A 26877-nucleotide genomic window follows, 5' to 3' on the forward strand; every position below is an offset into this window, starting at 1 on the left:
GCCTGCTCAGCCCCCCAGCTTCGCAGGCAGGTTGTTCGCCCAGGTCGAGATCGTCCCCGCCCCGAGGCAGACGACGATATCGCCGGGACGCGCCTGTTCACGCACCAGCCGAGCCAGATCATCTTCCGACAAAATGGCACGAGCATGACGGTGACCATGCGCGATCAGCCCGGCGACCAGATCGTCGCGCGTGGCCCCCTCGATCGGCTCCTCGCCTGCCGAGAAGACCTCAGCGATGGCGACAACGTCAGCCTCGTTGAAACAGGTGCAGAAATCGTCGAACAGCGAATGCAGGCGCGAATAGCGGTGCGGCTGGTGGACCGCGATCACACGCGCACCGGGCTTCACCGCCTGACGCGCGGCTTTCAGCACGGCAGCGATCTCGACGGGATGGTGGCCGTAATCGTCGATGATCGTGACGCCGCCCAGCACGTCGCCGACCTTGGTGAAGCGTCGGTTCACGCCGCCGAAACTCGCCAGAGCTTCCTTGATCTCGCCCATCTTCATCCCGAGGTGACGTGCCACCGCGACGGCGGCCAGCGCGTTCGAGACGTTATGATCGCCCGGCATCGGGAGCGTGCAGCCCTCGATCACGGGCTTGCCCTCTTCGCCCTGCAGCGCGATGTCGAAATGCGCGACGCCCGCATCGTAATGCAGGTTGATCGCACGGATATCGGCCTGCGCGTTGAAGCCGAAGGTCACGACGCGGCGGTCGTTGAGCTTGCCGACCAGCGTCTGCACTTCCGGGTGATCGGTGCAGCAGACAGCCAACCCGTAGAACGGGATGTTCGAGACGAAATCGTAGAAGCCCTTACGCAGCGCGTCGAAAGAGCCCCAATGCTCCATATGCTCGGGGTCGATATTGGTGACGATCGCGATGGTCGCGGGCAGACGGTTGAAGGAGCCGTCGCTCTCGTCGGCCTCCACCACCATCCATTCGCCCGCGCCTGCGCGCGCGTTCGAGCCATAAGCGTGGATGATCCCGCCATTGATCACGGTCGGATCGAAATTGCCCTTGTCGAGCAGCGTCGCCACCATCGTCGTGGTCGTCGTCTTGCCGTGGGTGCCGCCGATCGCGATGTTCGATTTCAGGCGCATCAGCTCGGCCAGCATCTCGGCGCGGCGCACGACCGGAAGACCGCGACGGCGTGCTTCTTCAAGCTCGGGATTGCCCGGCTTGATCGCGGTGGAGATCACCACCACGCCCGCCTCGCCGATATTCTCGGCGCGCTGGCCTTCGAAGATGGTCGCGCCCAGTTTCGCCAGACGGTCGGTGATCTTGGAGGATTTCGCATCCGAGCCCTGAACCGTGAACCCTTGGGTCATCAGCACTTCGGCGATGCCGGACATGCCGATCCCGCCGATACCGACGAAATGGATGGGGCCGAGTTCTCCGGGCAGTTTGGTCGCGTTCATTGAGTCTTTCCTGCTAGGTCTTCGACGAGGGCGACGAGCCGCTCGGTGGCGTCCGGCACCCCGTAAGAGAGGGCCGCGCGCGACATCTGCAGCGCGCCCTCGGGGTTGTCCAGCACCAGTGAAATTTGATCCGCGAGGCTCTCGGTCGAGAGCTGGCTTTCGGGGATGGTGATCGCGCCGCCGGTCTTCGCGAGACCGCGCGCATTGGCCGCTTGGTGATCGCCAGCGGCGGCGGCATAGGGGATCAGGATCGCGGGCCGTCCGATGACGGAGATATCCGCGACCGAGGACGCACCGGCGCGCGAGATCACCAGCTGACATTCGCTGAGACGGCGCGGCACGTCGTTGAAGAAGGGTTTGACCTCGGCGCTGATGCCGGCCGCGTCATAGGCGGCCACGACCCGGTCGAGGTCTTCGGGGCGCGCCTGATGGGAGACGCGCAGATTGGCGCGGGCGGTTTCCGGAAGGCTCGCCATCGCCGCCGGCACCGTATCCGACAGGATGCGCGCGCCCTGCGAGCCGCCGATCACGAGGACCGACATCGGGTAATCGCCCGGCGGGATATAGGCCGCGCCCGCCCGCTCCAGCACGGCAGCCCGCACCGGGTTGCCCGTATGCTCGCCTTGGACGCCCTCGGGCAGATCGGTCGGCCAGGTGCCGCAGGCGAAGCGGTTCACCTTCTTGGCGAAGACGCGGTTCACCTTGCCCATGATGCCGTTCTGTTCGTGGATCGCGCGGGGAATGCCCAGAGCGACCGCCGAAGACAGCGCCGGGATCGTCGGATAACCGCCGAAGCCCACAACGACTGTCGGCTTGTCCGACAGGTTCTTGCGGATGGCCGAGGCCACGCCGCCCGCGATCTTGAACGGCACGCCCAGCTTGCCGAGCGCCCCACCGCGCGCGAATGTCGCCGAGGCGATCTGCTCGACCGTCACCGTATGGGGAAAGCCGCCCGCATAGCGCGCCCCGCGCGCATCCGTGGACAGCTTCACGCGCCAGCCCCGGCGCACCATCGCCTCGGCCAGCGCCTGCGCGGGGAACATATGCCCGCCGGTGCCGCCAGCGGCGATCAGCAGTAGCGGGGTCGTGTCCTTGGCCATGTCCCCCTCCTGAGGGTTTTAGCGACCGCGTCGGGCGAGAATATCCGAAATCTGTCCCTGCGGCCGGGTCCGAGTCAGCGCGAGCAACATACCCACCGCAATCCCCGAAGCAATGACCGAAGAGCCCCCGTAGCTGACGAACGGCAAAGTCATGCCTTTCGCGGGCAGAAGGCGCACCGCGACGCCCATATTGATGATCGCCTGAACGCCGAAGGCGCAGGCCAGACCGGAGCCCGCAAGCCGGGTGAAGGGATCGCGCTCGCGCATCAGGCGCAGCAGCGACCGGATCACGACCGTCGCGTAGAGCGCGATTATCACGAGGACGAGGATCAGCCCGTATTCCTCAGCCGCGACCGCGATGATGAAGTCGGTATGCGCATCGGGCAGCGACCATTTCACCGAACCCTGCCCCACACCGACGCCAAAGAACCCGCCCTCTTGGATCGCGTTCGTCGCGTAGCCGATCTGCGTGCGCGGATCGACATCCGTCGACAGGAAGCCGTTGATCCGGCGCGCGAAGTGTTCCGAGAAATTATAGGCGAAGAAGCCGCCCGCCACGGTCAGCGCCCCGATCCCTGTCAGCAGCGCAATCGGCGCGCCCGAAATGAAATACATCACCGACCATGCGAACAGCACCAGCGACGCCTGCCCGAAATCGGGTTGAAGCGCGAGCGCCACCACGATGATGACCATCAGCAGGAAGGAATAGAGCCGCCCCTTGGGGCCCCCGACGTCATGGGCTGCGGCCATGAACCAGCCGGAGATGATGACGAAACCGGGTTTGAGGAATTCGGACGGCTGGATCGACGCGAAGCCGAAGGAATACCACCGCACCGCGCCCTTGCCGAAATCGGTGCCCAGCACCGGCAGCAGCATCACCGCGACGAAGGCGCCGACGAAGCCGATCACGCCCAGCCTGCGCACCTGTTTGGGGTCGAGCATCGAGATGCCCAGCATCACGCCCAGCGCCACCACCCCGAAGAAGGCCTGTCGCTTGACGTAATAGAAGGGCTCAAGACCATTGCGCTCTGCCAGCGGCACAGAGGCTGCGAGCCCCAGAAGCATGCCAAGGCCGAACAACGCCAAAACGGCGCCGAGCGCCCATTTGTCGATCGTGCGCCACCATTTCGGTAAGACGGGTTCACCGGCCCGCACGGGGACGGTGCCGAATGCCATTTCTGTCATGGGCTATACTGCCGTTACTGCCTCGAATACGCCCGTTTTCCGGGTCTGATCGGAATCGTAGCCCAAAAGCTTTGAGATGACTAGGAAAATTCCGAAGAGGCGCGATCACTCGGCGATGATCGGCAAGGGCGCGCGCAATTCCCCCTGCCCTCAGGCCAAGCCAAGCTCTGCAAGGATTTGAGGGAGTTTCTTTTTGACCTTGAAGAACCCGGCCGTGGCATGGGGCCAGATCACGCGATCCCACTCCCGCGTCGACTCGCACAGCGCGATGCCATGCTCGCCCAGCGCTGCCTCCGCGCTCTTGCGCCAATCGCCGAGCGGCCCGACCGGAATGTAAGGCGTGACGATCTGCTGCACGCCGAGGCTTTGCGCCCAATCGAGCAGCGCTGACGGGTCACCGGCCTTCAGGCGTTGCACGTCCGGCACCCCGGCGCGCTCAGCGGCATCGGCAAGTGCGTCGCGCTCGAACCGCGCGACATGCGGCGCCACCTCGCGCGTCGAGCGCAGGTGGCTGGCAGTGACAGTCGCGGCTCCGCGCAGGTCGAACGCGCTCAGATCGAAATCCTCGACGCGGCAATCTTCCTCGGTGATCAAAAGCGCCGTGGGCACTCCCGGCTGCGGGGCGCGCGGCGCGCGCAATGGCGCGACCGGGGGCAGCCCCTCGGGCTCTTCCGCCTCCAGCCCCGTGCTCACCTCCGCCAATTGCGCGGGATCGGGCGCGAACCGCCCGCCGGTATAGCGCACGATATTTCCGGCCTCGGCGGCGTAGAACTTGCCCCGCGTATGCAGCCCCGCCACCCAGCGCCAGCTGAGCGTGTTCGAGGCCGGATCGCCGTCGAGCAGATGGCGGTAGAAGAAATCCGCTCCGATCCGCCATGGTAGCCGAAGCGTGAAGATCCAGATCGAGGCGAACCACATCCGGGCGTGATTGTGCAAATAGCCGGTCTCGCGCAGCTCACACGCCCACGCGTCGAAACAGGCGATCCCGCTGCGCCCCGCCTCGGCCTCGGCCACGCGCGCGGCCAGATCGGGCGCGTCGTCGAGCGCGGCAAGGTCTTGCGCCAATCCGTCCCGATAGCGCGCCCAGATCTCCGGGCGCTGTTCCAGCCAGCCCTTGAAATAGCCCCGCCAGAGCACCTCCTGAACGAATTTCTTCGCAGCCTCCGGCCCATGCGCCTCATACGCCCGCGAGACCGCCTCACGCTCGAGCACAAGACGCCGCCGCAGATAGGGCGACAGTTGCGAGACGTCCCTATGCCGCCCCGCCCCGTGATCGAAATTGCGCCCCTGCGCGTAATCCGCGCCCATCTTTGGGGCGAACCGCGTCAGGCGGTCCTCGCCAGCCGCGCGGGTGGCGGCGGGCAATGGCAAAGGCTCGGCAGCGGTCACGGCATCTCCTTCCGGGTCGGGCTACCGATCTACGCCGTCGAGGGGATATGCGATCACTCGGCCCGCTCGAACCGAACCGTCGGATTTCTCATCAGCGCCTCGAGCGACCCGTCGAACGCGCCCAGCCGCACGAGGCCCGGCGAGTTGGCGAAGGGTTTGTAGAAGATCGCGAGATTGCCCCAAGGCGCATAAAGCGTGATGTCGCCCGTCTTCGGCTCGTAGGCGCGCGGTGCGCCGGTCGTGTCGAGCTTGCGCGGCAGATCGGCGATCTTCTCGATGCCGTGGTAGTCGCGCAAGGTCAACTCAAGCGGCATGAGCGCCGCGAAATCGCGCCCTGCGGGGGTGTCGTCGAGCGTGGCGGTCAGAACCGTCTCGCCTGCGGTCACGGTGATCGGGATCATGCTGTCTCCTTTCGTCTCCTGAGCGCAGGCCATGCTGGCGGCGACCCATAGCGCCGCGACGGGTGTCAGAAACTTCGTGAAGCTCATGGCCGATGCCCTCCTGCTGCTGGAGACAAATCTATGCGCGATTGCGCGGGAGGATTACCCCCCGCGCAATACTGCCACAGATGAGCGGCACTCATCAGTCGCCGTTTCAGGCCTGGGTCATGTCGATCACATAGCGATAGCGCGCCTGCTTGTTCACGACCTTCTCGCAGGCTTCGCCGATCTGCTCGGGGGTGATCATCTCATAGGTGGCCGCGACCCCGTGATGTGCGGCGAAGTCGATCACCCGCTGGGTCTCGGCAATGCCGCCCGTCATCGAGCCCGCGAGGCTCTGACGCCCGAAGCCCATCATCATCCCATGCGCCCCCTCGATCGGGAACAGCGCGCCAACATTGACCAGCGTCTTGTCGAGCTTGAGCAGGTTCAGGAATTGCTGCATCGGATAGGCCACCGGAACGGTCGAGAGCATCAGATCGAAGCTGCCCATCTGGCTCCGCATCGCGGCCTCGTCGGACCAGAGATAGGCCTCGGCGGCGCCGAAAGCCTTGGCATCGGCGATCTTGTCCTCGGAAGTGGTGAAGACGACGACCTCGGCCCCTTTCGCCGCCGCCAGCTTCACCGCGAGATGGCCCAGACCGCCCATTCCGATCACGCCGTAACGTTGGCCGGGCTGCAGATCCCAGTGATTGATCGGCGAGAAGGTGGTGATCCCGGCGCAAAGAAGCGGCGCGAACCCGGCCAGATCGACCCCAGGAGGGATGCGCAGCGCGAAGTCTTCCTTCACGACGATCTTCTTGGAATAGCCGCCATAGGTCACCCCGCCCGAGATCTTGTCCTCGGAATTATAGGTGAAGGTCGTGCCGTTGAGGCAGTTCTGCTCGCGATCCGCCAGGCAATTGGCGCAGGTGCCGCAGCTGTCGACCATCGTGCCGACCCCGGCGATATCGCCCTCGCGGAACCTGGTGACCTCCGCGCCGATGCCGACAACCCGGCCGACCATCTCGTGACCGGGAACAAGCGGGAACTGCGGCATCCCCCAGTCGCCCTTGTAGGTGTGAATGTCCGAGTGGCAGATCGAACTATACATGATCTCGACCACGACATCCTTCGGCCCAGCGGCACGGCGCGGGATCGTGTGGGGCGCGAAACTGCCATCCGTGTCGAAGGCCGCCCAAGCCTGCACCTCGGAAGCTTCGAGCGATGCGCCGGCCTCTTGCGCGACCGCTTGCGTGGCGACGCTCGCCGCCAAAGGGGCCGCGGCCAGCGCGGTGCCGCTGCGCAGGAAATTGCGGCGGCTTTCGCCATCGCGGGTCAAGGTTTGGAACGTGTCATTGCAGGACTGGCACATCTTGGGCCTCCTTTTTCGGGAACTGACGAAGAGCGCCGGAACAGGGGTGGCGCCTGCCTTCCAACATGCCGCGAAACGCGCCGCAGATAATCACCGCTTTGCGCACAGCATCCATGAATCCTGCTCATGAGGCTTTCCGGCTTTTGCGGCATTAACCCCGCGTCTGCGGTCCTTACCTCAATGAAAGCGAGGCCAGGGAGATCACGGCCTTGCCACTGAAACGCAATCCAAGGGAGACCCCTGATGATCCGCACCTTCACGACGCTCGCCGTCCTTCTCGCCGCCCCCGCCGCCGTTGCGCAGTCGATGGAACTGACCCCGGCGGAGAGCCGCGCAGCCACGATCGGCAGCTCTGACACCTTCACCGGCACCGCCCTCGTCGCCCCCGTCTTCGGCCCCGACATGGGCGATGTGAGCGCGGGCGAAGTGACCTTCCTTCCCGGCGCGCGTTCGGCTTGGCACACCCATCCGGCGGGCCAGAAACTCGTCGTGACGGCAGGCTCCGGCTGGGTGCAGGAACGCGGCCAGCCCAAACAGCTGATGCAGGCAGGCGACGTCATCTGGTGCCCGCCGGGCATCGAGCATTGGCATGGCGCGACCGACAAGACCCACGTGACGCATTTCGCGATCCAGCAGGTGGTAGATGGCTCCGCCGTGACCTGGGGCGAGAAGGTGAGCGACGCGGATTATCTGGAGTGACGTCGCCTGATCCACGGCTGAATAATCCGTGGACGTCATGAACCACGCGCATATATCGTGAGGGAGACCCGCCCGATGGCGACACCAACATTCAGCGAGGCCTCCCTCATGCTGCGCGAGAATATCAACGATCTGATCGCCCTGGCCGCCGTCGCCGAAGAGCGCAGCTTCACCAAAGCTGCGGCGCGGCTCAACGTGTCGCAATCGGCGCTGAGCCACACGATCAAGGCGCTGGAGCAACGGCTGGGCCTGCGGCTGCTGACGCGCACGACGCGCTCGGTCGCGCCGACGCTCGAGGGCGAGGATCTTCTGGCGACGCTCAACCCCTGTTTCGAGATGATCGAGGCGCGGCTGCGCGCGCTCGACGACGCGCAGGACCAGCCCACGGGCACGGTGCGCATCGTCTCCACCGATTACGCGATCGAGACGGTGCTTTGGCCGAAGCTCTCGCCGCTGCTCAAGCAATACCCTTCGATCAATGTCGAACTGGTGATGGATTACGGCTTCACCGATCTGGCCTCGGCGCAATGCGATGCCGGGGTGCGCTATGGCGACAGCGTGAGCGAGGGGATGATCGCCACAAGGATTGGCCCGGACGAACGGATGCTCTGTGTTGGCGCGCCGCCCTATTTCGAAGCGGCTGGCGTGCCGCAGACCCCGCATGATCTGAGCGAGCATAACTGTATCAACCTGCGGCTGGCGACGCATGGCGCGCTTTATGCCTGGGAATTCGAGGATGCCGAGGGCCACGAGATCCGGGTAAAGGTCTCCGGTCAGGCCTGTTTCAACACGATCGGGTTGGTGCAGCACGCGGCGCTGGATGGGCACGGGCTGGCGCTGGTGCCGGATCGGCTCGCCGCGCCCCATCTGGAAAGCGGCGCCCTGCAAGCCTGCCTCGAGGAATATTGCCCCTTTTTCCCAGGTTTTCACCTTTATTACCCCAGCCGTCAGCGCCCCTCCTCGGCCTTCGGCGCCGTGCTGGAAGCCCTGCGCATGCGGAGTTGAGCGGCTCCCTATTATCACGCCTGATTGAATGAACGTGCGCATTCATGCAGAGAACTCATGAGTGCTATAAAAATTCCGTCGATTATCCTCCCGCGCCGCTCACCTTAGATTGCAGGACATGAACCGAAGCCGTGCTCTTGAAAAATGAGGGGCGTGGCGCACTCCAATGCAAGGAGCCAGACATGATCCTGAACGAAACCCTTACCCTCCCCAATGGCGTCGAGATCCCGAAACTGGGCCTTGGCACCTGGATGATCGACGATGACAAGGTGGCCGATGCGGTGAAGGCCGCCGTCGAGATGGGCTATCGCCATATCGATACCGCGCAGGCCTATGGCAACGAGCGTGGCGTCGGCGAAGGCATCCGCAATTGCGGTGTTCCGCGCGACGAGATTTTCCTGACCACGAAGCTCGACGCGGGCATCAAGAACTATGCTGACGCGAAAGCCGCCATCGACGGCTCGCTCGAGACGCTCGGGCTCGACAAGATCGACCTGATGATCATCCACAGCCCGAAGCCCTGGACCGAGTTCCACGGCGACGATGGCTACTTCGAGGGCAACCTCGAAGCGTGGCGCGCGCTGGAAGAGGCCTATGAGGCCGGCAAGCTGCGCGCGATCGGCGTGTCGAACTTCGAAAAGGCGGATCTCGACAACCTGCTCGACAACGCCAAGGTCAAGCCGATGATCGACCAGATCCTCGCGCATGTGTCGAACACGCCCTTCGAGCTGATCGACTATATCCAGAGCCGCGGAATGGTGGCCGAGGCCTATTCGCCGATCGGTCACGGCCAGATCCTCGACAATGCCGAGATCAAGGCGATGGCCGAGAAATACGGCGTCAGCGTTCCGCAGCTGTCGATCCGCTACGTGCTGCAACTGGGCATGGTCGCGCTGCCGAAGACCGCCAATCCCGATCACATGCGCTCCAATGCGGCGCTCGATTTCGAGATTTCCGACGCCGACATGGAGGCGCTGAAATCGGTCGAGGAGATCAAGGATTACGGCGAGGCGAGCATGTTCCCCGTCTATGGCGGGCAGCTTTAAGCCAGACCATCGCACTGCCGGGCCTGTCCCGGCGGTGCCTTTCAGGCCTTTCGATGAATCTCGCTCATGAGTGACTTGGCTTGATGCGGCATTAACCTGAACGCCGCCTCCCCCATCTCTGAAGGACAAGATCAACCCGACAGGAGAGATGATATGAAAACCCGTTTTGCAGCTTCTGCTTTCGCCCTGATTGCGTCCTCGGCCTCCGGCGAGGCGCTCGATCGCACCATCCCCGACGCCGTTGGCCGCGCGGCCCCCGCGCTCGAGGCCTATTCCAGCAATGATCTTCTCGGCTCGGTCTGGACCGGCGAACAGCTGTCCATGCGGGACCGCTCGCTCGTGACCTTCGCGGCGCTGATGACCCGCCACGAGACAGGAAACCTCGAGCGTTTCGTCGAACTCGCGCTCGATAGCGGCGTGACGCCTGCCGAACTGTCGGAAACCGTCACCCATCTCGCCTTCTACACCGGCTGGGGCAATGCGACCGCCGCGGCCGAGGCGATGGCCCCGGTCTATGAGGCGCGCGGGATCGCCGCGGACAGCCTTCCCGGCGCAGAGGTCGATCTGCTGCCGCTCGATGAGGAGGCCGAGGAATCGCGCGAGAGTTTCGTGCGCGGCACCTATGGCGACGTCTCGATGGGCGTGGTCGACAACACGCGCGAGCTTCTGTTCCGCGACCTCTGGCTGCGTCCCGACCTCGCGCCGCGCGACCGGTCGATGGTCACCGTCGCGGCCCTGATCGCGGCGGGCCAGCCCGAGCAGATGACCTTCCACCTCAACCGCGCGATGGATAACGGGCTGACGCAGGAGGAAGCGGGCGCGATGCTCTCGCATCTGGCCTTCTACGCGGGCTGGCCCAAAGTCTTCTCCGCCCTGCCGGTGGCCAAGGACGTCTTCGAGAAACGCGCCGAATAAAGGACCCTGCCATGAAGATCGCCATTCTCGGATCGGGACTGATGGGCGCAAAGCTCGGACGGATCTGGGCGCAATGCGGCCACGAGCTGCGCTTCGCCTATTCGCGCAGTCAGGCCAAGCTGGAGCGGCTCGCCGCCGAGACCGGCGGGTGCGCGACTTCCGTGGCCGAGGCGGTCGCGGATGCGGATGCGGATGCGATCCTGCTCGCCGTGCATTGGAGCCGGGTCGAAGATGTGCTGTCTCAGGCTGGCGACATGGCAGGTCAGGTGGTGCTCAACTGCTGCGTTCCGCTCGATGCGAGCAATAGCGATCTCGTGCTCGGCCCCAAGACCTCCGGGGCCGAGCAACTCGCCGCCATGCGCCCCGATGCGCGCTGGGTGGCCACATTCAACACCTCTCCCTCCGAGAGCTTCGCCCCGGTCTTCGCCCGCAAGGGACAAGCCGACCCGCCGCAGCTTTTGACCTACGGCGATGACGACGGCGCGAAATCCATCGCCCGCGGGCTGATCGAAGATATCGGCTTTACGCCGGTTGATGCGGGCGGGCTGCGCACCGGGCGCTTCGTCGAACCCTTTGCAATGGTCACCGCCGAGCTAGCCTATGGGCAACCCGGCGGTCCCGCCCTGACATATCGTTTCGAAAAACTGCGCGACTAAGCCCGCGCGTCCCTACCCCAAGAAAGGAGTTTTCCCATGAAAATCATTCGCTCCGGCACCAACGCCTCGATGCAGGGCCCCGAAGACTGGTTCACCGGCACCGTCCGCGTCGATCCGCTGTTTCAGGCCGAAGAGCCCGGCCGCACCTCGGGCAGCCATGTCACCTTCGAGCCCGGCGCGCGCACCGCATGGCACACCCACCCGGCAGGCCAGACCCTGATCGTCACCTTCGGGCGCGGCCGCGTTCAGCGCGAAGGCGGCCCCGTCGAAGAGATCAGCCAGGGCGATGTCGTGTGGTTCCCGGCAGGCGAAAAGCACTGGCACGGCGCCTCGTCCCAGACCGCAATGAGCCATATCGCGGTGCAGGAAAGCATCGACGGCTCGCCCGTCACCTGGCTCGAGAAAGTCGCCGACGAAGACTATAACGGCTGACCTTGAAGGCCGGGCCTGCGCGGCTCGGCCTTCTCTTTCTTCTTCCCCCGAATTGTCCAAAAAAGGCCCCGCAATGCCCCGGCCGCATATCACTTGCCACATGATCACCACGCTCGACGGACGGTTGAAGACCGAAGGGTGGCCCTATTCCGAAGACGAATTGCTGACGATCTACGATGCGGTCGGTGCGCGTCTGGAGGGGCAAGGCTGGATCATCGGGCGCGCCTCGCTCGAAGGCTGGGTGCCGCATGTCGAACCGATGCTCGACCCCGCGCCCACCCCGCGCCCCGATCGACTGGCGGATCTGGCGGGCCGCACCCTCGGCATCGTATTCGACCGAAAGGGGCGGCTCTTGCCGGATACGGACGAACTCGAGGGCGACCATATGGCGATCGTGCTCTCCGAGCGCGTCGCGCAGGCGCATGTCGAGCGGTTGATAGACCGCGGAATCTCGGTCGTGTTCGGCGGCCCCGACGGTGACGATATCGAAGACGCGCTGAGCCGCATCGCCGAGGGGTTCGGGATCGACCGGCTGCTGCTGGAAGGCGGCGGCACGCTGAACGGCACCTTCCTCGCCAAAGGTTTGATCGACGCGACCAGCACCCTGATCCTGCCCCTGATCGACGGCAATAGCGGCGCGCCCGTGATCTACGAACAAGGCACCGGCCCCGCGCAATCGCTGGAGCTGGTGCAGGCCGAGACGCTGGAGAATGGGATCGTCTGGCTTCGCCACCGCGTGAGCAGGGAAAGCTGAGACAGGCTTGCCCCACAGCCCCGCGAGGCATCGTTGCGCTCGGGGCGGCGCAACGCTCAGCGAGGCATGGCAAAACTGCGCCTGTCGGCCTTGAGCGATTTTCCCTTCAACTTCCACGAAAGACTAACGGCGTCGGGCCTACCCCCCCCTCGCCTTTTTCCTAAAGCTGTCGAAAGACATAGGGATTTGAGTCAAAAATCTTGCTACTGACTGACCGGTCAGTTATTTTCTGCCCATGACAGATCCCGACTCGCCCGAGCCCAAATTTCGACGTCGCGCAGAGGCGCGGCCTGACGAGGTGCTCGACGCGGCGCTCTCGCTCTTCGATGAGAAGGGTTACGCCCATACGTCGGTGGCGCAGATCGCCAAGACGGCGGGGCTCTCCAAGGGCGCCGTCTATCTCTACTTCCCGTCGAAACAGGCGATCCTCGAAGGCTTGGTGCGCCGGGCGGTGTCTCCGATCGCCACGCGGGCGCAGGCCCTTGTCGAACCGACCTCCGACGACGCGCGCGCCACGCTGCGCGCGCTGTTCTCGCTCATCGCGACCTCGCTCGGGGATCCGAAAGTGCTGGCGGTGCCCAAGGTCGTGATCCGCGAGGCCGTCGTCGCCCCCGAGATCGCCGCGATGTATCGGCGCGAGGTGTTCGACCACGTCCTGCCCGCCGCCACCGAAATCATCCGACAGGGCATCGCCTCGGGCCAACTGCGCCCGGTCGATCCCGAACTGACCCTGCGCTCGATCATCGGCCCGATCGTCGTCCATCTTCTGCTTGCGGAGATCTTCGACGTCGTGCCGGAGGGCGGGCTGTCGCTCGATCAGCTGATCGAGAACCACCTCGACATTCTATTCCACGGCGTTTTCCTGTCACCGGAGGGTTCGACCGATGCTTGATACCATTGTTGCGTGGATCAGCGCCCTGCTCACCGCGATCATTCCCGGCTATGGGGACGCCCCGGTGCCGCATTACTCGGGCTATGTGGAGGGCGAATACGTCTATGTCGCCCCCTCGGTCACCGGACGCATAAAGACGCTGGCGGCGATCGAAGGCGACAGCGTGAAGGCCGATCAGTTCCTGTTTGATATGGATTCGACGAAACAGCAGGCGGCGCTGCGGGCGGCCGAGGCCAAGATCGGCACCGCGAGCGCCAATCTCAACAACCTCGAGACCGGATCGCGCGACGCCGAGATCGACGTGATCAAGGCCTCGCTGGAGCAAGCCATCGCCCATCGTAATCTCGCGGAATCCGCGCTGAAACGCACCGAGGACCTGTTCGCCCGCGAGATCGTCGCGCAGGCCAAGGTGGATGTCGACCGCGCCGCGCTGGAAGAGGCCGAGGCGCAGGTGGCCCAGCTCAAAGCCCAGCTCGAAGTGGCGGCCCTGCCCGCGCGCAGTGCGCAGGTTCTGGCCGCCCAGAAAACGCTCGAGGCGGCGCAGGCTGATGCCGATCTCGCCCGGTCGCAGCTGGATGACATGACGGTTACCGCCCCCGTGGCCGGTCGGATCGAGACGGTCTATTACAAAGCCGGTGAAGTGGCCGCTGCCGGGTCGCCCGTGCTGTCGATCCTGCCGCCGAACGCGCTCAAGGTCCTGTTCTTCCTGCCCGAGGCCGAGCGCGCGGATTTCGCCATTGGCGATCAGCTGGAAATGGAATGCGACGGCTGCGATCCGGGCATCAAGGTGACGATCAGCAAGATGGCCTCCGAGCCGCAATACACGCCGCCGATCATCTATTCGCGCGAAGAGCGCTCGCGGCTCGTGTTCCGCGCCGAGGCGCGCATTCCGGCGGGCGCGTCGCTCCTGCCGGGCCAGCCTGTCAGCCTGAGGCGGCTGCAATGAACACGACACCCGCCGAGAGCGTGAGCACCCAGAGCGAGCCCGCGATCGTCGTGAAGGGGCTCACGAAGATCTACAACGGCAAGAAGGTGGTAAACGCGGTCGATATGTCAGTGCCCAAAGGCGCGATCTACGGCTTCATCGGGCCCAACGGTTCGGGGAAGACCACCACGATCCGGATGATGTGCGCCCTGCTCACCCCCGATGGCGGCGAAGGTCACACCCTTGGCTACGACATCCACAAGGAGGCGCGCGCGATCAAGGAAAACGTCGGCTACATGACGCAGAAGTTCTCGCTCTATGGCGACCTGACGATCCGCGAGAACCTCGACTTCATGGCGCGGATGTATCGGGTGAAGAACCGCAAGAAAGTGGTGGACGAGACCCTGCGGACGCTTGGCCTCGAAGGGCGCGGCAAGCAGCTGGCGGGCACTCTGTCGGGGGGCTGGAAACAGCGTCTGGCACTGGCCGCCTGCATGCAGCACAAACCCGCGCTCCTGCTTCTCGACGAACCCACCGCCGGGGTCGACCCGAAGGCGCGGCGCGACTTCTGGGACGAGATCCGCCAGCTCAGCAAACAGGGCGTCACGGTGCTGGTCTCGACGCATTACATGGATGAGGCCGTGCAATGCGATTACATCGCCTACATCGCCTATGGGAAGAAGCTGATCGACGGCCCCGCGGCCGAGATCCCGCATCAGGTCGGCCTGACGACATGGCGGGTTTCCGGCCCGGACTTGATCCAGTTGGAGGAAGAGCTGCGCGCCGATCCGCGGGTCGAACAGGTCGCGCGCTTCGGCGCCCAGCTTCATGTCTCCTCGACCGACAGCGCCGGGCTCGACGCGGTTGTCGCTGAAAAGCGCGGGGAAAACGACGCGCGCAAATGGGAGAAGAAAGAGGCCGAGCTTGAAGAGGTCTTCATCTACCTGATGGCGACCGCGGCTGACAATTTCGGTGTCAACGGAGGCCCCTCGCCATGAGCTGGTTCTCGGTCTCGCGTTTCGGAGCGGTGCTCTACAAGGAATTCATCCAGATGCGGCGCGACCGGATGACCTTCGCGATGATGATCGGCATCCCGATCCTGCAGCTGGTCATGTTCGGCTACATCATCAATTCCGACCCGCATCACCTGCCGACCCTGATCGAGATGGCCGATGAAAGCCCGGTGGCGCGTGCGGTGCTGTCGGGCATGGAGACCTCGGATTATTTAAAATTCGAGGGCATCGTGACCAGCGCTGAGGAAGGCGATCAGGCGCTCCGCGACGGCACGGCAAATTTCGTCGTGGTCATTCCGCCCAATTTCGAGCGCGACATCGTGCGAGGCCTGTCGCCGAAACTGCTCGTCAGCGCCGACGCGTCCGACCCGACGGCCGTGGGCACCGCTGTCGGCGCGCTGTCGGGGATCATCGACACTGCGGTGAAGCAGACCTTCCAGGGCCCCCTCGCCCCGGTCGCAGGGCAACCGCCGCCCTTCTCGGTCGTGGTGCACAAGCAATTCAACCCGGCGAGCAAAACCTCGCTGAACATCGTGCCCGGCCTGATCGCCGTGATCCTCGCGATGACGATGGTGCTGATCACCGCCATCGCGATCGTGCGCGAGACAGAGCGCGGCACGATGGAAACCCTGATCGCGACGCCGGTCCGGCCGCTTGAGGTGATGCTGGGCAAGATCCTGCCCTATGTCGTGATCGGCTACATCCAGACCGTCGTGTTCCTGATCGCCGGGAAGCTTCTGTTCGGGGTGCCGTTCCTCGGATCGGGACTGGCCTTCTTCATCGGCTTCAACCTCTACATCGTGGTGAACCTCGCCCTCGGCTTCCTGATCTCGACCCTCGTGCGCACCCAGATGCAGGCGATGCAGGCGAGCTTCATGACGATCCTGCCCACGATCCTGCTCTCGGGTTTCATGTTTCCCTACGCCGGCATGCCCGGCTGGGCGCAGGTGATCGGCTCGGCGATCCCCGCCACACATTTCCTGCGCATCGTGCGCAAGGTGATGCTGAAAGGCGCCCACCTAGCCGACATCACCGGCGACTTGCGGGCGATCGCTATAATCGGCGTGGTGATCATGCTGATCTCGATGCTGCGCTATCGGCAGACGCTGGATTGAGCCGCTTCGGCAAGGGGTTCGGATCAGGTCGGAGCGCGTCGCGATCTCTCACGGCACCTCATCCCACGAAAAAGGGGCGCGCCGCGCTGCGACCGCCCCTTTGAATTGCAAGCCGCGCGCCTCGCAGGGAGCGCTGAGTTTTCAGTCGAAGCTCGGGTAGATTCCCTGCATGGCGATGCAATAGACGAGCCCTAGCGTCGGCTGGTCGTTCTCATGCGGCTGGCTGCCGCCAGTGGGTGCGATCGCGCCGGGCGCGAAGCTGGTCGCATCCTGGATCGGCGTGCCGGTATAGCCATTGGCCCCCGTCGAGATCCAGGTATCGCCTGCAGTCGGCGCGGCACTCGCATCCGTGCCTTCAGGAAACACCGAAAGCGAATGCGAATGCGGCGGCAGATCGGCTTCGGTCAGCGTCACCGTATCGCTGCCCACCCGCTGGCCGAGCGCGCGAGGGGTAAGCCCCGGCCCTACGCCCTGTCCGGCAACGACGCTCAACGGCGAACCACTGCCTCCGTTGAGATTGGGCAGCCCGAAGGTCGTGCGCCCGTCCCCGCCATAGGTCGTCCCGATCAACGAGTAGACCGCCGAGTATTGTGACATCGGCAAGACCTGCCCGTCACAAGGCATCCAACCCTTGGGGATGAAATTGTAGGGAAATGGCATGACCGTGCAAAGAATGGGGTCCATATCCTGTCCTTTCCGAAAAGACCGGGCGCGCTTACGAGCGCGGCGGGTAAATACCGTCATAGGCGATGCAGTAGTTCATCACAGTGGTCGGCATCATGTTCTGGTGCGGGTGGGACGCACCGCTCGACCCGATCGAGGCCGGATTCAGCGTCGCGGGCGCGCCACCGGGCTGGGCCGAGTAGCGCGTGACACCCGTGCCATCTGCAGTTGCGAACTCGACCTCCGGGCCGGGCACGGCGGTCGCGTTGGCTGCCGGGCTCTGGCTCGACGCCTGGATCGCGTGGGAATGCGACGGCATCTCCGCGACGCTCAGCGTGACCGTCTCCTCCCCGACCTTGTCGCCGACCTTGTAGACCGAGAGCCCCGGCGCGTGTCCCATACCGAGCGGAATACGCCCGCGCAGATCCGGCACGCCGAAAGTCGTGACGGCGTCGCCGCCATATTGGGTTCCGATAAGCGAGAACAGCGCCTGATATTGGTTGATGGGCAACAACTGCCCCTGACAGCTGAGCCAGCCGCGCGGCGTGCGCGGGAAGGCAAACAGCGTGATTTGTCCGACAATGGGGTCCATGAATATATCCTCTCCGTTCCGGCGGATCCGTTGCGCGCTTTACGCGCGCTGCGGGAAGATGCCCTGGAGGGCGATGACGTAATTGACGCAAAGCGAGGGCTGCATGTTGGGATGCGCAATGCCGCCGCCCGTGTGACCGATATTGGTCTGCGCCAGCGCGACCGGCGCCTCGGCGCTGCCATAGAGATTGCCAGCGGGAATATTGCCCGAAGCGATCACCATGTCGTCGGGCGCAATCGGCGCACGTCCCGCGATCGCCAGCTGCGAGGCCACGAAAGGGTGGCTGTGGCTGGGCATCGTGGCGTCCGTGAGCGTGACCGCCTCGCTCCCCGGTTTTTGCCCGCGCGCCTGCATGGTGGCACCGCGCGGGCTGCGCCCACGAAGATCGGGGAGGCCGAACGTCGTCCGCCCGTCCCCGCCGAACTCGGTCCCGAGAAGCGAGAATAGCGCCGAATACTGCGCGATGCTCATCAACTGTCCATTACACAACGCCCAGCCCTGCGGCGCGAAATCGAAGGCTACGGGCATGATCATGCCCAGAAATGGTTCCATCGAACTGTTCCCTTGAATTCTCCTCTAAGGCGAGGCTACGGGCGAACATGTCCTGCGACAACTTACAACTATGTGTTGTGTCGCTATATTGACAAATTACCCAAACGGGAGCTCGCGATGCGCGCGCGAGAGCGCTGCAGATGGCGTCCCCTGGCCACCCGGCGACTGCGCTCTTCGCGCCACAGCCCTGTCGGCACATTTCGGCAAGATACCGGCAATACGCGCTAAAGATTGACGAAAATTAATACGCGACATAGCGTCAACATCAGGGAGCAGAGACTCGCGCATTATTTTACCAATTGCCCCACGGGGATTTTCAGACGATTTTCTTTGATGCGTCCGGGCCACGCTGCAATTTCAGTGGGGACAACAAGATATGTTCAGGGCATTGACGCTGAGCGGTCGCATTGCATGCGCCGTCAATCAGGCATCCAACCGATTTTCTCGCATAACGCGAATTTCGACCGTCCAGATTTTCATTCTGCGACTTCTGGCGGGTGTGCTTCTGACAACCGCCGGGGCGAGCGCCTCTCTGGCCGCCTGCGGCACCGGCACGACACTGTTATTGGATGGCGGGCAGGGTTCGACAAAGACGCTCGACGTGAGTGCGGAATGTCTCGATGTCCAATATGGCCTCTATGACGCGACGGGTGTCAACGCGAACGCCTATTGGCCGATCCAGGGCGACACGGTTAATAATCAGATCACGAGCCAGACCTTCACGGATCCGAATTCAGGCGCGGTGATCACGGTATCCCCGAATCTCGACACAAGCTCCGGCATCTATATTTTCCCGACTTACACGGTCACTCTGGACACCGCTCCGACGACCTATGTGGCCAGCGGCTTCAGCGTCCCCCTGTATTATGCGACGGGCATCTCGTCGGGCGGAAACACCACAACCGATACCACCTACACCGTCACATTCACCTTCCCGGCCCCCGCGACCGCGCCGGATGCGCCGACGAATGTCTCGGCCACGGCCCGCGATGGCAGCGCGCAGGTCAGCTTCTCCGCCCCGGCCTCGAATGGCGGCGACCCGATCACCGGCTACACCGCGACCGCGACGCCGGGCGGGTTCACCGGAACCGGGACCACTTCTCCGATCACGGTGAACGGCCTCACGAACGGCACCAGCTATACCTTCACCGTCACCGCGACGAATAACTTCGGGACGAGCCCGGCTTCCAGCCCCTCGAACGCGGTGACCCCGAAGGCCACTCAGACGATCACCTTCGCCAATCCGGGCGCGCAAACCTACGGCACTTCGCCGACGCTAAGCGCAACCGCTTCGTCCGGCCTGACGGTCAGCTTCTCTTCGACCACCACCGGGGTCTGCACGATCACCTCGGGCGGCGCTCTGACTTTTATCTCGACCGGCACCTGTACGATTGACGCCGATCAGGCGGGCAATGGCGCCTATAACCCCGCCCCGACCGTCACGCAGAGCTTCGCCGTGAACGCGGTTGTGCCGGGCGCGCCGACGATCGGCACCGCGACGGCGGGCGATGGGCAGGCCGAGGTCAGCTTCACCCCGCCCGCCTCCGATGGCGGCGCGACGATCACCGGATACACCGTGACCTCCACGCAGGGCGGGTTCACCGGTACCGGGAGCAGCTCGCCGATTACGGTAACGGGCCTCACGAACGGCACCAGCTACAGCTTCACCGTAACCGCAGCGAATTCCGTCGGAACGAGCCCGGCGTCCAGCCCCTCGAACGCGGTTACGCCGAAGGCTGCACAGACGATCACCTTCGCCAATCCAGGCGCGCAGACCTACGGCACCTCGCCGACGCTGAGCGCAACCGCTTCGTCCGGCCTGACGGTCAGCTTCTCTTCGACCACCACCGGCGTCTGCACGATCACCTCGGGCGGTGCGCTGACATTCGTCTCGGCGGGCACCTGCTCGATCGACGCCGATCAGGCGGGCAATGGCAGCTATCTTGCGGCGCAAACCGTCACGCAGAGTTTCACGGTCAACCCGACCACGACCCCTCCGCCGACGAATGTCACAGCCGTCGCCGGCGTCGAGAGCGCCACCGTCAGCTTCACCCCACCCACCGACAGCGGGGGCGCGCCGATCCTGGATTACACGGTGGTGTCTTCACCTGGAAACAAAACCGCGAATGGCACCAGCACGTCGATCACCGTCAACGGATTGACCGCCGGTACGGCTTATACGTTCACGGTCAGCGCCGATAACGGCTACGGATCGGCCGGGTTCTCAGCGCCCTCGAACAGCGTCACGCCGACGGCGGGCCAAACCATCAGTTTCGCCAATCCGGGCGCGCAGGATTACGGCACCTCGCCGACGCTGAACGCAACCGCGTCCTCCGGCCTGCCGGTCAGCTTCTCGTCGACCACAACCGGGGTCTGCACCATCACCGCAGGTGGCGCGCTGACCTTCGCCTCGACCGGCACCTGCTCGATCGACGCCGATCAGGCGGGCGACAGCACCTATAACCCCGCCCCGACCGTCACGCAGAGCTTCGCCGTGAACGCGGTCGTGCCGGGCGCGCCGACGATCGGCACCGCGACGGCGGGAGATGGACAGGCCGAGATCAGCTTCACCCCGCCCGGTTCCGATGGCGGCGCGACGATCACCGGATACACCGTGACCTCCACACCGGGCGGGTTCACCGGAACTGGGACCAGTTCACCGATCACGGTGAACGGCCTCACGAACGGAACCAGCTACAACTTCACCGTCACCGCGACCAACTCTGCGGGCACCGGCCCGGCCTTGGCCGCGTCGAACAGCGTCTCGCCGCTGGCGGCGCCGACCGCGAATGCCGTGAGCCTCACCGCAGGATATGGCTCGACCGACAACGCGGTGCCGCTGAACTTCTCCGGCGGCGCGGCGACATCGGTCACGGTCGCCTCCGGGCCCAGCCACGGCTCGACCAAGGTGAGCGGCACCACGATCAGCTATACGCCCACGGCGGGCTATCACGGCGCGGACAGCTTCACCTATACCGGCACGAACGCGACGGGCACATCCGCCCCTGCGACGGTCACGATCACCGTCTCGGCGCCCACCTTCACCGTCACTTCGGGCGCGCTGTCCGATGGGCAGGTCGGCACGAGCTTCGCGGCCACGCTGAGCGTCTCGGGCGGCACCGGGCCCTACACGTTCGACACCGCTGCGAAGACCGGCTCATTCCCGCCGGGGCTGTCGCTCTCACCCACCGGCACGCTCAGCGGCACGCCCAGCGTCAATGGCAGCTACAGCTTCACCGTAAGCGGCCATGATTCAAGCGCGCCGAATGCGAGTTTCCAAAGCGCAACGATCACCGTCGCGATCCAGCGCGCCGCCCCCACGATCACCGCGATCAGCCCGGCACAGGGGTCGGCCAGCGGTGGCACCTCCGTCACGCTGACGGGAAGCGATTTCACCGGCGCGACGGCGGTCAGCTTCGGGGGGAAGGCCGCGAGCGGCTTCACCGTCAATTCCGACAGCCAGATCACCGCGACCGCGCCTTCGGGCACGGGCACGGTGCATGTGAGTGTGACCGCGCCGGGCGGCACCTCGAGCGCCACCAGCGCGGATCAGTTCGCCTATCTGTCGAATGTCGCGACGCTCTCGGCGCTGAGCGTGAGCCAGGGCACGTTGAGCCCCGGGTTCAGTTCGGGCACGAGCGGCTATTCGGTGGACCTGCCCTATGGCACGGGCTCGATCACCGTCACGCCGACGGCCACGGATAGCGGCGCGAGCCTCACCGTGAACGGCAATGCGACCGCCTCGGGCAGCGCCTCGGCGCCGGTCTCGCTGGCGACGGGGGCGAACACGATCACCGTGGTAGCCACCGCAGCCGATGGGATCGCGACGCAAAGCTACACCATCACCGCCACCGTGGCGCGCCAGACCGATACGATCACCTTCGCCCCGGTCAGCTCTCCGGTGCGGATCGGCAGTGCGCCTTTCGCAGCCACCGCGACGGCGAGCTCCGGCCTGACCGTGACGCTGAGCAACGCGACACCTTCGGTCTGCACGCTTAGCGGCGCCGTGGTCACGCCGGTCGCGGCGGGTAGCTGCCAGATCACCGGCACGACCGCCGGCAATGCGAGCTACGCGCCGGGCAGCGCCACGCTGACGGTTCTGGTCGAGGTGGCCCCCGATCCGACACAGGATCCGGATGTGATCGGGATCGTGACCGCGCAGAACACGATGGCGATGCAATTCGCCCGCACGCAGATCGGGAACTTCTCCTCGCATCTCGAAGCGCTGCGCGACGGCAATGGCCTGCGCGACAGTTTCGGCGCGCGTCTCGGCATTCCCAGCGTGACCCGCGCGCGCGGTTTTGCCGACCCGGTCGATCCGTTCGAGACCCAGACGGGCGGTACGCCCGCGCCGAGTCGAGGGGCTACGCGTGGCGCAGCTGCTGCGCCGACCCCATCCGTCTCGACCAGCGGCACCTCCGAGAACCTGTTCGGCCCGCAAACCGCGATCTGGACGGCGGGCACGCTGAACCTGACGAAGGACGGCGCAATCGACCTTCATAGCAACGGGCTCAGCGCAGGTCTCGATTACCAACCCAGCGCGGATGCGATCCTCGGGCTCGGGCTCGGCTATGGCAACGGGCGCTCGGATATCGGCAGCGATGGTTCGAAGACCAGCGGGCATAGCGTGAACGCGGTGGCCTACGGAACCTTCCGCACCGGCGAACGCGGCTTTGTCGATGTGCTTGCGGGCTATGGCACGCTGGGCTTCGACAGCCGCCGCGCGATCTCGGGCGGGCCGGATATGGCCTACGGTTCGCGCGATGGCTCTCAGGTCTTCGCACAGGTCCGCACCGGGATGGAGTTCCGGCAGGATAACTGGATGCTCTCGCCCTATGCGGGGATGCAGGTGATCTCGGGGCATCTGAATGCCTTTACCGAGCGCACTGCGGACCCGGCCGATGCGCTGAGCTTCGACCGTCAAAGCTTCGGCTCGACCCAACTCGACTTTGGCCTGCGCGGCGGCTTCACCCGAAAAACGAGCTTCGGGACGGTCTCGCCGAACTTCCGGCTGGAATATAACCGGGTGATGAACCGCGATATCGCCGCGGGGATGAGCTATGCGGATCTGGTGAACGGCTCGCAATATGTGCTAAACCTGCCGCAATCCGATCAGGACCTGCTCACGATCGGGCTGGGCACGAATATCGCCTTCGAGGGCGGCACGCAGCTCAGCATCGACCTGCGCAACACCTCGGGGTCGAACAGCCACAGCAACAGTATCTCGCTGAGACTGTCCAAGCAGTTCTGACGCAGGAGACAAGCGAAAACCAAACGGGGCGAGGATGTGCATCCTCGCCCCGTTCCTGTTTCAGCCTGACGCCCTGGGATCATTCATTGACCAGCTTGGGCGGCCCGTGGGCAGGCTTATGCTTTCGCCTGCGCAGTCATTTGCTTTTTTTGGCTTCAGCCAGAGAAACCAAAAGAGTGCCCAAGAGCTCGGCCCACCGATTCGATGACGGTGATTTTCCATTTATTTTTATACACTTAAGAAGATAGAAAGCCACTCCAGAAACCATATCCGTGCGCAGAAAACCATAAAGCTGCGCGGGGAATCTCGACATTCGAGCGATCCTTTTGGAGAAGGTCTGAACAAAAGAAAACCCGCGCTAACGCGCGGGTTCATGCGGGACAAAGCGGTGGTGAGTGTCAGTCGAGGCAAGCCTCTTCGAAGGGGCGATCCCGACGGTAGACGCTTCTGTAATTCGGGCTCGAGAAGGGTGAGGCGATCTCCGCCGTTCCGGTCTTCTTAGCCCAAGCCTTATCGAAATCCTGCCGCGTCAACTCGCGAGCCCCACGACCGATAGCGACTTGAAGGGCAGCGAGCACGATCTCGAAAACCAATCCCCATCGGAACGCGGCAGCGGTCGCGAGGCGGTGAAGAAACTCAATGTCTCGCAGCTCATCAGGCACCTCGATAGTTTCTTTATCGGCGTAGCTTCCGAGGATCGTGTTCAGGGTGAGGTAGTCGCCCAATGAGCCGTCCTCGCGTTCCGTCAGGTCAATGTCCTCAAACCGGACGCGGGTGGTCAGGCGAAACAGCTGTGGCTCCTGACGAACGTAATCGGCCAGCTCAGGAACACCTGACAGAATAAGCATCAAGGGCCAATCATGGGACTTCATCAGCGCCTTGAACGCGTCCAGAATAGCGAGAAGCTCTCCCTGCCCCCTACCCCGCATGATATGCTGAGCTTCGTCGTAATGGATGCCGATGCACCCTTTCCTTTTCGCCTGATCGACGACGAGGTTCCAGATTTCAGTTTGAGTGCGGCGTGCCTTGTCGTGGATAGGATATCCAAGATCGCGCAAGGTATTCTTGCCAAGATCTTTCCATCCTTCCTTCGAACTCAACACACAGTCGGCGAAGGATGCCCTCGCACCGGACGGCAAGCGCGTATCGCTGGCATTGAAGCGCCCCAGCAAGTCGCCAATTTCCTTACTCTTTCCGGCACCGGACGGGCCGGTGACGAGAAGCGCCCCGGTTTCGAAACGAGCTCCGCTCTGTAACCCGCCGAGGTGGCGGCTCAGAAGCTGGGAGAAGCTGTTTTGGAGGACGCGAGCACGGTCCAACGGATAATGGCGGGCCGCAAGATCACCACTCAGGGCGACGATTTCTGGGATGACGAATTCGTTCAAAACTTGCTCTCCTTGCTTGGCGGTAGGACGGTTCGGTTCAGGCCTGTCTCTGCACGTTCTTGTAATCTTTGATCAGGCTGCTGATGACTCGGGGGGGAAAGACGAGTGCCACCCTCTTCGCGCCGCTCCATAATCTCACCGGGAGCCACCAGATGCTTCATGGGAGCGCTCGAGGCCGTCGATATCTCGAGGCACCGCGCAGCGCGTTTTTCAAGCTTGGCGATTGTCTGATAGTTTGAAGGATCGCGCGAATCCGGGAAGAAACCGGATCGTCGCGCGCGATCGGCAATCGCCTCACGCAAATGCCCTTCGTGAAGCGCGCTCTGCTGCGGGTTGGAGCGAGTCGCCGCTTCCATCACTTCAATGGCTTCTTCGAGCGTCAGGTCGTTGAAAGCCGTCATGCTCAACTTCGCCTCGATAATCTCCTTCTCGCCTTCGGCGACAATGAAGACGCGGCGCAGGTCATCGGGGTCAAGATGAACGAGCACCTTCTTCGCCTGCCCATCCGCGAACCGCAGCAGTGCCGGGGAGTTAAAGGGCAAGCCGAAAACTCTCACACCTTCGGATGTCGTGGTCGCCTCGCGCTTCACGCCAAGGTGCAAGCACCTGTCTCGCTGAGTTGGCGGGTCGATCTTTCCATAGAGCCGTAGTGCTTCCTCACTCTTTTGTCGGACAGTCGCACCAAACATCCCGGTCCCACGGTGAGAATGGAACGGATACTCATCGATGAAATACCGTGTGATTGCCCCGTAGAGCTCGTCATGTGTCAAGGTCGCCGATCCCTTCGGATCGACCTCCTTCAACTCACCCGGTCTACTGCCTGTATATCCGGCATGAAAATTGAGGACCTGAAACTGAAGTGGGCCGAAAAAGCTCTCAACGAAAGGCTTATCGGAGCTATGATAGGTTCGGCCAAGCATGGGCGTTGCCCCGATCCCAAGGAGAGCCGCGAAGGTGCTAGCATTCCGAATAGCGCTACCGTTATCCGAAGAAACGACACCGAGGCCGACCGGCGGTGCCGGGTCATGTTTGCAGCCATACCGGATCTTTTCCCGGGTCTTGTCGCGGGTTGCCATCCGCAGCAGCGCCGCGCTGTGATCTGCATCTGCGGTCTCCGAAAGGATCCATCCGAGCACCTCTCGCGTCGCGACGTCCATGATGACATGCAGCCAAAGTCGACAAATTTCGTTTTCTTCGAGTTCATCCGATGCGGAACTTGGGTCGATCACCTTCCCGGCCACCGAGCCGTCTGGTTTCGAGAAAATCGAGAGATAGACTTGGTCTGTCTCCAACCTCAGGCCGAACTTCTGAGCGCGAACATCGGTTGAGCCCGCGCCCAGCAAATTGGTTGCATGACGCCCCCCCTCACGCCCGATCGTTTTCACGACTTCAGAGATTGCTTTGAGCCGGATGCGTATCGTCGTGATCGACGGGAAGCGGAAGCCACGCGCATGTTCCTCAGGCGGGACGTCGAATAGTTCCATTGCAGAAGTTACAAGAGGCGCGAGTTGTGGCTTCAGTTTGCTGTGCCAACGATTGAGGACGTAGGCGATGAACCGTTCCTCATGCGCTGAAAGTCGGGGTTCGCGCCTGCCCTTCAAATGATCACGATCCGCCAGCACGACCGGGTTTCGGTCGAACTGCTGGAACAGTTTGTAGTAACGCATGAGCGTCCGCCCCTGCGGCCATACGAAACTATTGAAGACCTTTCCTCCGCGCGCCTTGGGGGCGAGGCTTGGCTCCATCGAAATTTCTCGAGCGCGCGCGATGAGGCGTCTCCGGAGCATGCCGTCTGTGTTGAGCCCTCGTTGCGTTAGCTTGAAACCCTCTTCCTCGAGCCCCTCCATAGCGAGCATCGCCGCCAATCGCGGCTGAACATCACGCCGCGCCTGTTCGGAAAGTTGCTCGATACGCTCAAAACCGCCCGTATATTCGAGCAGCTCTCGGTTCTTCGCCGCCACGGCTGGCAATGTGACGTCGCAGGATCGGTCTCGGATCGCGCGCTCGACATGCTCGACCGAAAGAGTAATGCATTCGCCGTCTTGCACATCCGAAAGATCAAACATGCTGTCATCGCGCCGATCCACGCGCCAGCAAC

At 63.8% G+C, this 26877-nt stretch carries 23 protein-coding genes; 12 read left to right on the forward strand and 11 right to left on the reverse strand.

Going from position 1 to position 26877, the window contains the following annotated elements; genetic code table 11:
- Window positions 1-6 precede the first annotated feature (6 nt).
- The 6 genes from murC to BMI88_RS07970 form a co-directional block, all read right to left on the reverse strand.
- The gene (murC, locus tag BMI88_RS07945; protein WP_078523001.1) at window positions 7-1416 is read right to left on the reverse strand and encodes a UDP-N-acetylmuramate--L-alanine ligase; all 1410 of its coding nucleotides are present in this window, start codon (window positions 1414-1416) and stop codon (window positions 7-9) included.
- On the reverse strand, window positions 1413-2516 hold the full coding sequence (locus tag BMI88_RS07950) for a UDP-N-acetylglucosamine--N-acetylmuramyl-(pentapeptide) pyrophosphoryl-undecaprenol N-acetylglucosamine transferase (protein WP_078547626.1): 1104 nt from the start codon (window positions 2514-2516) through the stop codon (window positions 1413-1415). Before BMI88_RS07950 ends, murC begins: the two co-directional genes overlap by 4 nt.
- A gap of 18 nt (window positions 2517-2534) precedes the next feature.
- Window positions 2535-3701 (reverse strand): putative peptidoglycan glycosyltransferase FtsW, encoded by a 1167-nt coding sequence (locus BMI88_RS07955; RefSeq protein WP_078523003.1) that lies wholly within the window; start codon window positions 3699-3701, stop codon window positions 2535-2537.
- 150 nt (window positions 3702-3851) lie between these two features.
- Window positions 3852-5090, reverse strand: a complete 1239-nt coding sequence (locus BMI88_RS07960; protein ID WP_246831846.1) for an FAD-binding domain-containing protein — start codon at window positions 5088-5090, stop codon at window positions 3852-3854.
- 53 nt (window positions 5091-5143) lie between these two features.
- A complete protein-coding gene (locus tag BMI88_RS07965) occupies window positions 5144-5578 on the reverse strand; it encodes a cyclophilin-like fold protein (RefSeq protein ID WP_246831847.1) in 435 nt (144 codons plus the stop codon).
- A gap of 106 nt (window positions 5579-5684) precedes the next feature.
- Window positions 5685-6884 carry an NAD(P)-dependent alcohol dehydrogenase gene (locus BMI88_RS07970; protein ID WP_078547628.1) on the reverse strand — a complete coding sequence of 400 codons (1200 nt, stop codon included), beginning with the start codon at window positions 6882-6884 and terminating at the stop codon, window positions 5685-5687.
- Window positions 6885-7127: 243 nt separating this feature from the next.
- Between BMI88_RS07970 and BMI88_RS07975 the strand changes: the two genes are divergently transcribed.
- The 11 genes from BMI88_RS07975 (at window position 7128) to BMI88_RS08025 (ending at window position 16336) form a co-directional block, all read left to right on the forward strand.
- Window positions 7128-7583 carry a cupin domain-containing protein gene (locus tag BMI88_RS07975; protein WP_078547630.1) on the forward strand — a complete coding sequence of 152 codons (456 nt, stop codon included), beginning with the start codon at window positions 7128-7130 and terminating at the stop codon, window positions 7581-7583.
- 75 nt (window positions 7584-7658) lie between these two features.
- Window positions 7659-8588, forward strand: a complete 930-nt coding sequence (locus BMI88_RS07980; protein WP_246831848.1) for a LysR family transcriptional regulator — start codon at window positions 7659-7661, stop codon at window positions 8586-8588.
- A 182-nt stretch (window positions 8589-8770) separates the two neighbouring features.
- The gene (locus BMI88_RS07985; RefSeq protein WP_078547634.1) at window positions 8771-9634 is read left to right on the forward strand and encodes an aldo/keto reductase; all 864 of its coding nucleotides are present in this window, start codon (window positions 8771-8773) and stop codon (window positions 9632-9634) included.
- A gap of 153 nt (window positions 9635-9787) precedes the next feature.
- Window positions 9788-10549: a carboxymuconolactone decarboxylase family protein gene (locus tag BMI88_RS07990; RefSeq protein ID WP_078547636.1), complete on the forward strand. Its 762-nt coding sequence runs from the start codon at window positions 9788-9790 to the stop codon at window positions 10547-10549.
- A gap of 11 nt (window positions 10550-10560) precedes the next feature.
- Window positions 10561-11205 carry an NAD(P)-binding domain-containing protein gene (locus tag BMI88_RS07995; protein WP_078547638.1) on the forward strand — a complete coding sequence of 215 codons (645 nt, stop codon included), beginning with the start codon at window positions 10561-10563 and terminating at the stop codon, window positions 11203-11205.
- Window positions 11206-11241: 36 nt separating this feature from the next.
- Complete coding sequence (locus tag BMI88_RS08000; RefSeq protein ID WP_078547640.1) at window positions 11242-11637, forward strand: cupin domain-containing protein; 396 nt, start codon at window positions 11242-11244, stop codon at window positions 11635-11637.
- A 73-nt stretch (window positions 11638-11710) separates the two neighbouring features.
- Window positions 11711-12391, forward strand: coding sequence for a dihydrofolate reductase family protein (locus BMI88_RS08005; protein ID WP_078547642.1), 681 nt, complete (start codon window positions 11711-11713; stop codon window positions 12389-12391).
- Between the two features lie 235 nt (window positions 12392-12626).
- Complete coding sequence (locus BMI88_RS08010; protein WP_078547644.1) at window positions 12627-13283, forward strand: TetR/AcrR family transcriptional regulator; 657 nt, start codon at window positions 12627-12629, stop codon at window positions 13281-13283.
- Window positions 13276-14229, forward strand: coding sequence for an HlyD family efflux transporter periplasmic adaptor subunit (locus BMI88_RS08015; protein WP_078547646.1), 954 nt, complete (start codon window positions 13276-13278; stop codon window positions 14227-14229). Before BMI88_RS08010 ends, BMI88_RS08015 begins: the two co-directional genes overlap by 8 nt.
- Window positions 14226-15206 (forward strand): ABC transporter ATP-binding protein, encoded by a 981-nt coding sequence (locus BMI88_RS08020; RefSeq protein ID WP_078547648.1) that lies wholly within the window; start codon window positions 14226-14228, stop codon window positions 15204-15206. Before BMI88_RS08015 ends, BMI88_RS08020 begins: the two co-directional genes overlap by 4 nt.
- Entirely contained in the window at window positions 15203-16336 is a 1134-nt protein-coding gene (locus BMI88_RS08025) for an ABC transporter permease (protein WP_078547650.1), read from the forward strand. Before BMI88_RS08020 ends, BMI88_RS08025 begins: the two co-directional genes overlap by 4 nt.
- 141 nt (window positions 16337-16477) lie before the next feature.
- On the opposite strand, the gene BMI88_RS08030 is transcribed toward BMI88_RS08025, so the two are convergent.
- Genes BMI88_RS08030 through BMI88_RS08040 form a run of 3 tightly spaced genes read right to left on the reverse strand, consistent with a single transcriptional unit; the run spans window position 16478 to window position 18143 of the window.
- Window positions 16478-17020, reverse strand: coding sequence for a tail fiber protein (locus BMI88_RS08030; protein WP_078547653.1), 543 nt, complete (start codon window positions 17018-17020; stop codon window positions 16478-16480).
- A gap of 31 nt (window positions 17021-17051) precedes the next feature.
- On the reverse strand, window positions 17052-17591 hold the full coding sequence (locus tag BMI88_RS08035) for a tail fiber protein (RefSeq protein ID WP_078547655.1): 540 nt from the start codon (window positions 17589-17591) through the stop codon (window positions 17052-17054).
- 39 nt (window positions 17592-17630) lie between these two features.
- Window positions 17631-18143, reverse strand: a complete 513-nt coding sequence (locus BMI88_RS08040; protein ID WP_078547657.1) for a tail fiber protein — start codon at window positions 18141-18143, stop codon at window positions 17631-17633.
- A 499-nt stretch (window positions 18144-18642) separates the two neighbouring features.
- On the opposite strand from BMI88_RS08040, the gene BMI88_RS08045 reads away from it, so the two are divergent.
- Entirely contained in the window at window positions 18643-23394 is a 4752-nt protein-coding gene (locus BMI88_RS08045; RefSeq protein WP_168173961.1) for an autotransporter domain-containing protein, read from the forward strand.
- Window positions 23395-23792: 398 nt separating this feature from the next.
- Here BMI88_RS08045 and BMI88_RS08050 read toward each other — a convergent pair whose 3' ends face one another.
- Together BMI88_RS08050 and BMI88_RS08055 are read right to left on the reverse strand one after the other, a co-directional pair.
- Complete coding sequence (locus BMI88_RS08050; protein WP_078547661.1) at window positions 23793-24779, reverse strand: ATP-binding protein; 987 nt, start codon at window positions 24777-24779, stop codon at window positions 23793-23795.
- Complete coding sequence (locus BMI88_RS08055; RefSeq protein ID WP_168173962.1) at window positions 24776-26845, reverse strand: Mu transposase C-terminal domain-containing protein; 2070 nt, start codon at window positions 26843-26845, stop codon at window positions 24776-24778. Before BMI88_RS08055 ends, BMI88_RS08050 begins: the two co-directional genes overlap by 4 nt.
- Window positions 26846-26877 lie beyond the last annotated feature (32 nt).

The sequence above is a fragment of the Thioclava sp. F36-6 genome (assembly GCF_002020305.1).
Taxonomy (GTDB): domain Bacteria; phylum Pseudomonadota; class Alphaproteobacteria; order Rhodobacterales; family Rhodobacteraceae; genus Thioclava; species Thioclava sediminum.

Bases quoted from the DNA above. Each gene is read 5' to 3' on its own strand.
- murC (WP_078523001.1), bottom strand. From the start codon at position 1,416: ATGAACGCGACCAAACTGCCCGGAGAACTCGGCCCCATCCATTTCGTC.
- BMI88_RS07950 (WP_078547626.1), bottom strand. From the start codon at position 2,516: ATGGCCAAGGACACGACCCCGCTACTGCTGATCGCCGCTGGCGGCACC.
- BMI88_RS07955 (WP_078523003.1), bottom strand. From the start codon at position 3,701: ATGACAGAAATGGCATTCGGCACCGTCCCCGTGCGGGCCGGTGAACCC.
- BMI88_RS07965 (WP_246831847.1), bottom strand. From the start codon at position 5,578: ATGAGCTTCACGAAGTTTCTGACACCCGTCGCGGCGCTATGGGTCGCC.
- BMI88_RS07970 (WP_078547628.1), bottom strand. From the start codon at position 6,884: ATGTGCCAGTCCTGCAATGACACGTTCCAAACCTTGACCCGCGATGGC.
- BMI88_RS07975 (WP_078547630.1), top strand. From the start codon at position 7,128: ATGATCCGCACCTTCACGACGCTCGCCGTCCTTCTCGCCGCCCCCGCC.
- BMI88_RS07980 (WP_246831848.1), top strand. From the start codon at position 7,659: ATGGCGACACCAACATTCAGCGAGGCCTCCCTCATGCTGCGCGAGAAT.
- BMI88_RS07985 (WP_078547634.1), top strand. From the start codon at position 8,771: ATGATCCTGAACGAAACCCTTACCCTCCCCAATGGCGTCGAGATCCCG.
- BMI88_RS07990 (WP_078547636.1), top strand. From the start codon at position 9,788: ATGAAAACCCGTTTTGCAGCTTCTGCTTTCGCCCTGATTGCGTCCTCG.
- BMI88_RS07995 (WP_078547638.1), top strand. From the start codon at position 10,561: ATGAAGATCGCCATTCTCGGATCGGGACTGATGGGCGCAAAGCTCGGA.
- BMI88_RS08000 (WP_078547640.1), top strand. From the start codon at position 11,242: ATGAAAATCATTCGCTCCGGCACCAACGCCTCGATGCAGGGCCCCGAA.
- BMI88_RS08005 (WP_078547642.1), top strand. From the start codon at position 11,711: ATGCCCCGGCCGCATATCACTTGCCACATGATCACCACGCTCGACGGA.
- BMI88_RS08010 (WP_078547644.1), top strand. From the start codon at position 12,627: ATGACAGATCCCGACTCGCCCGAGCCCAAATTTCGACGTCGCGCAGAG.
- BMI88_RS08015 (WP_078547646.1), top strand. From the start codon at position 13,276: ATGCTTGATACCATTGTTGCGTGGATCAGCGCCCTGCTCACCGCGATC.
- BMI88_RS08020 (WP_078547648.1), top strand. From the start codon at position 14,226: ATGAACACGACACCCGCCGAGAGCGTGAGCACCCAGAGCGAGCCCGCG.
- BMI88_RS08025 (WP_078547650.1), top strand. From the start codon at position 15,203: ATGAGCTGGTTCTCGGTCTCGCGTTTCGGAGCGGTGCTCTACAAGGAA.
- BMI88_RS08030 (WP_078547653.1), bottom strand. From the start codon at position 17,020: ATGGACCCCATTCTTTGCACGGTCATGCCATTTCCCTACAATTTCATC.
- BMI88_RS08035 (WP_078547655.1), bottom strand. From the start codon at position 17,591: ATGGACCCCATTGTCGGACAAATCACGCTGTTTGCCTTCCCGCGCACG.
- BMI88_RS08040 (WP_078547657.1), bottom strand. From the start codon at position 18,143: ATGGAACCATTTCTGGGCATGATCATGCCCGTAGCCTTCGATTTCGCG.
- BMI88_RS08055 (WP_168173962.1), bottom strand. From the start codon at position 26,845: ATGTTTGATCTTTCGGATGTGCAAGACGGCGAATGCATTACTCTTTCG.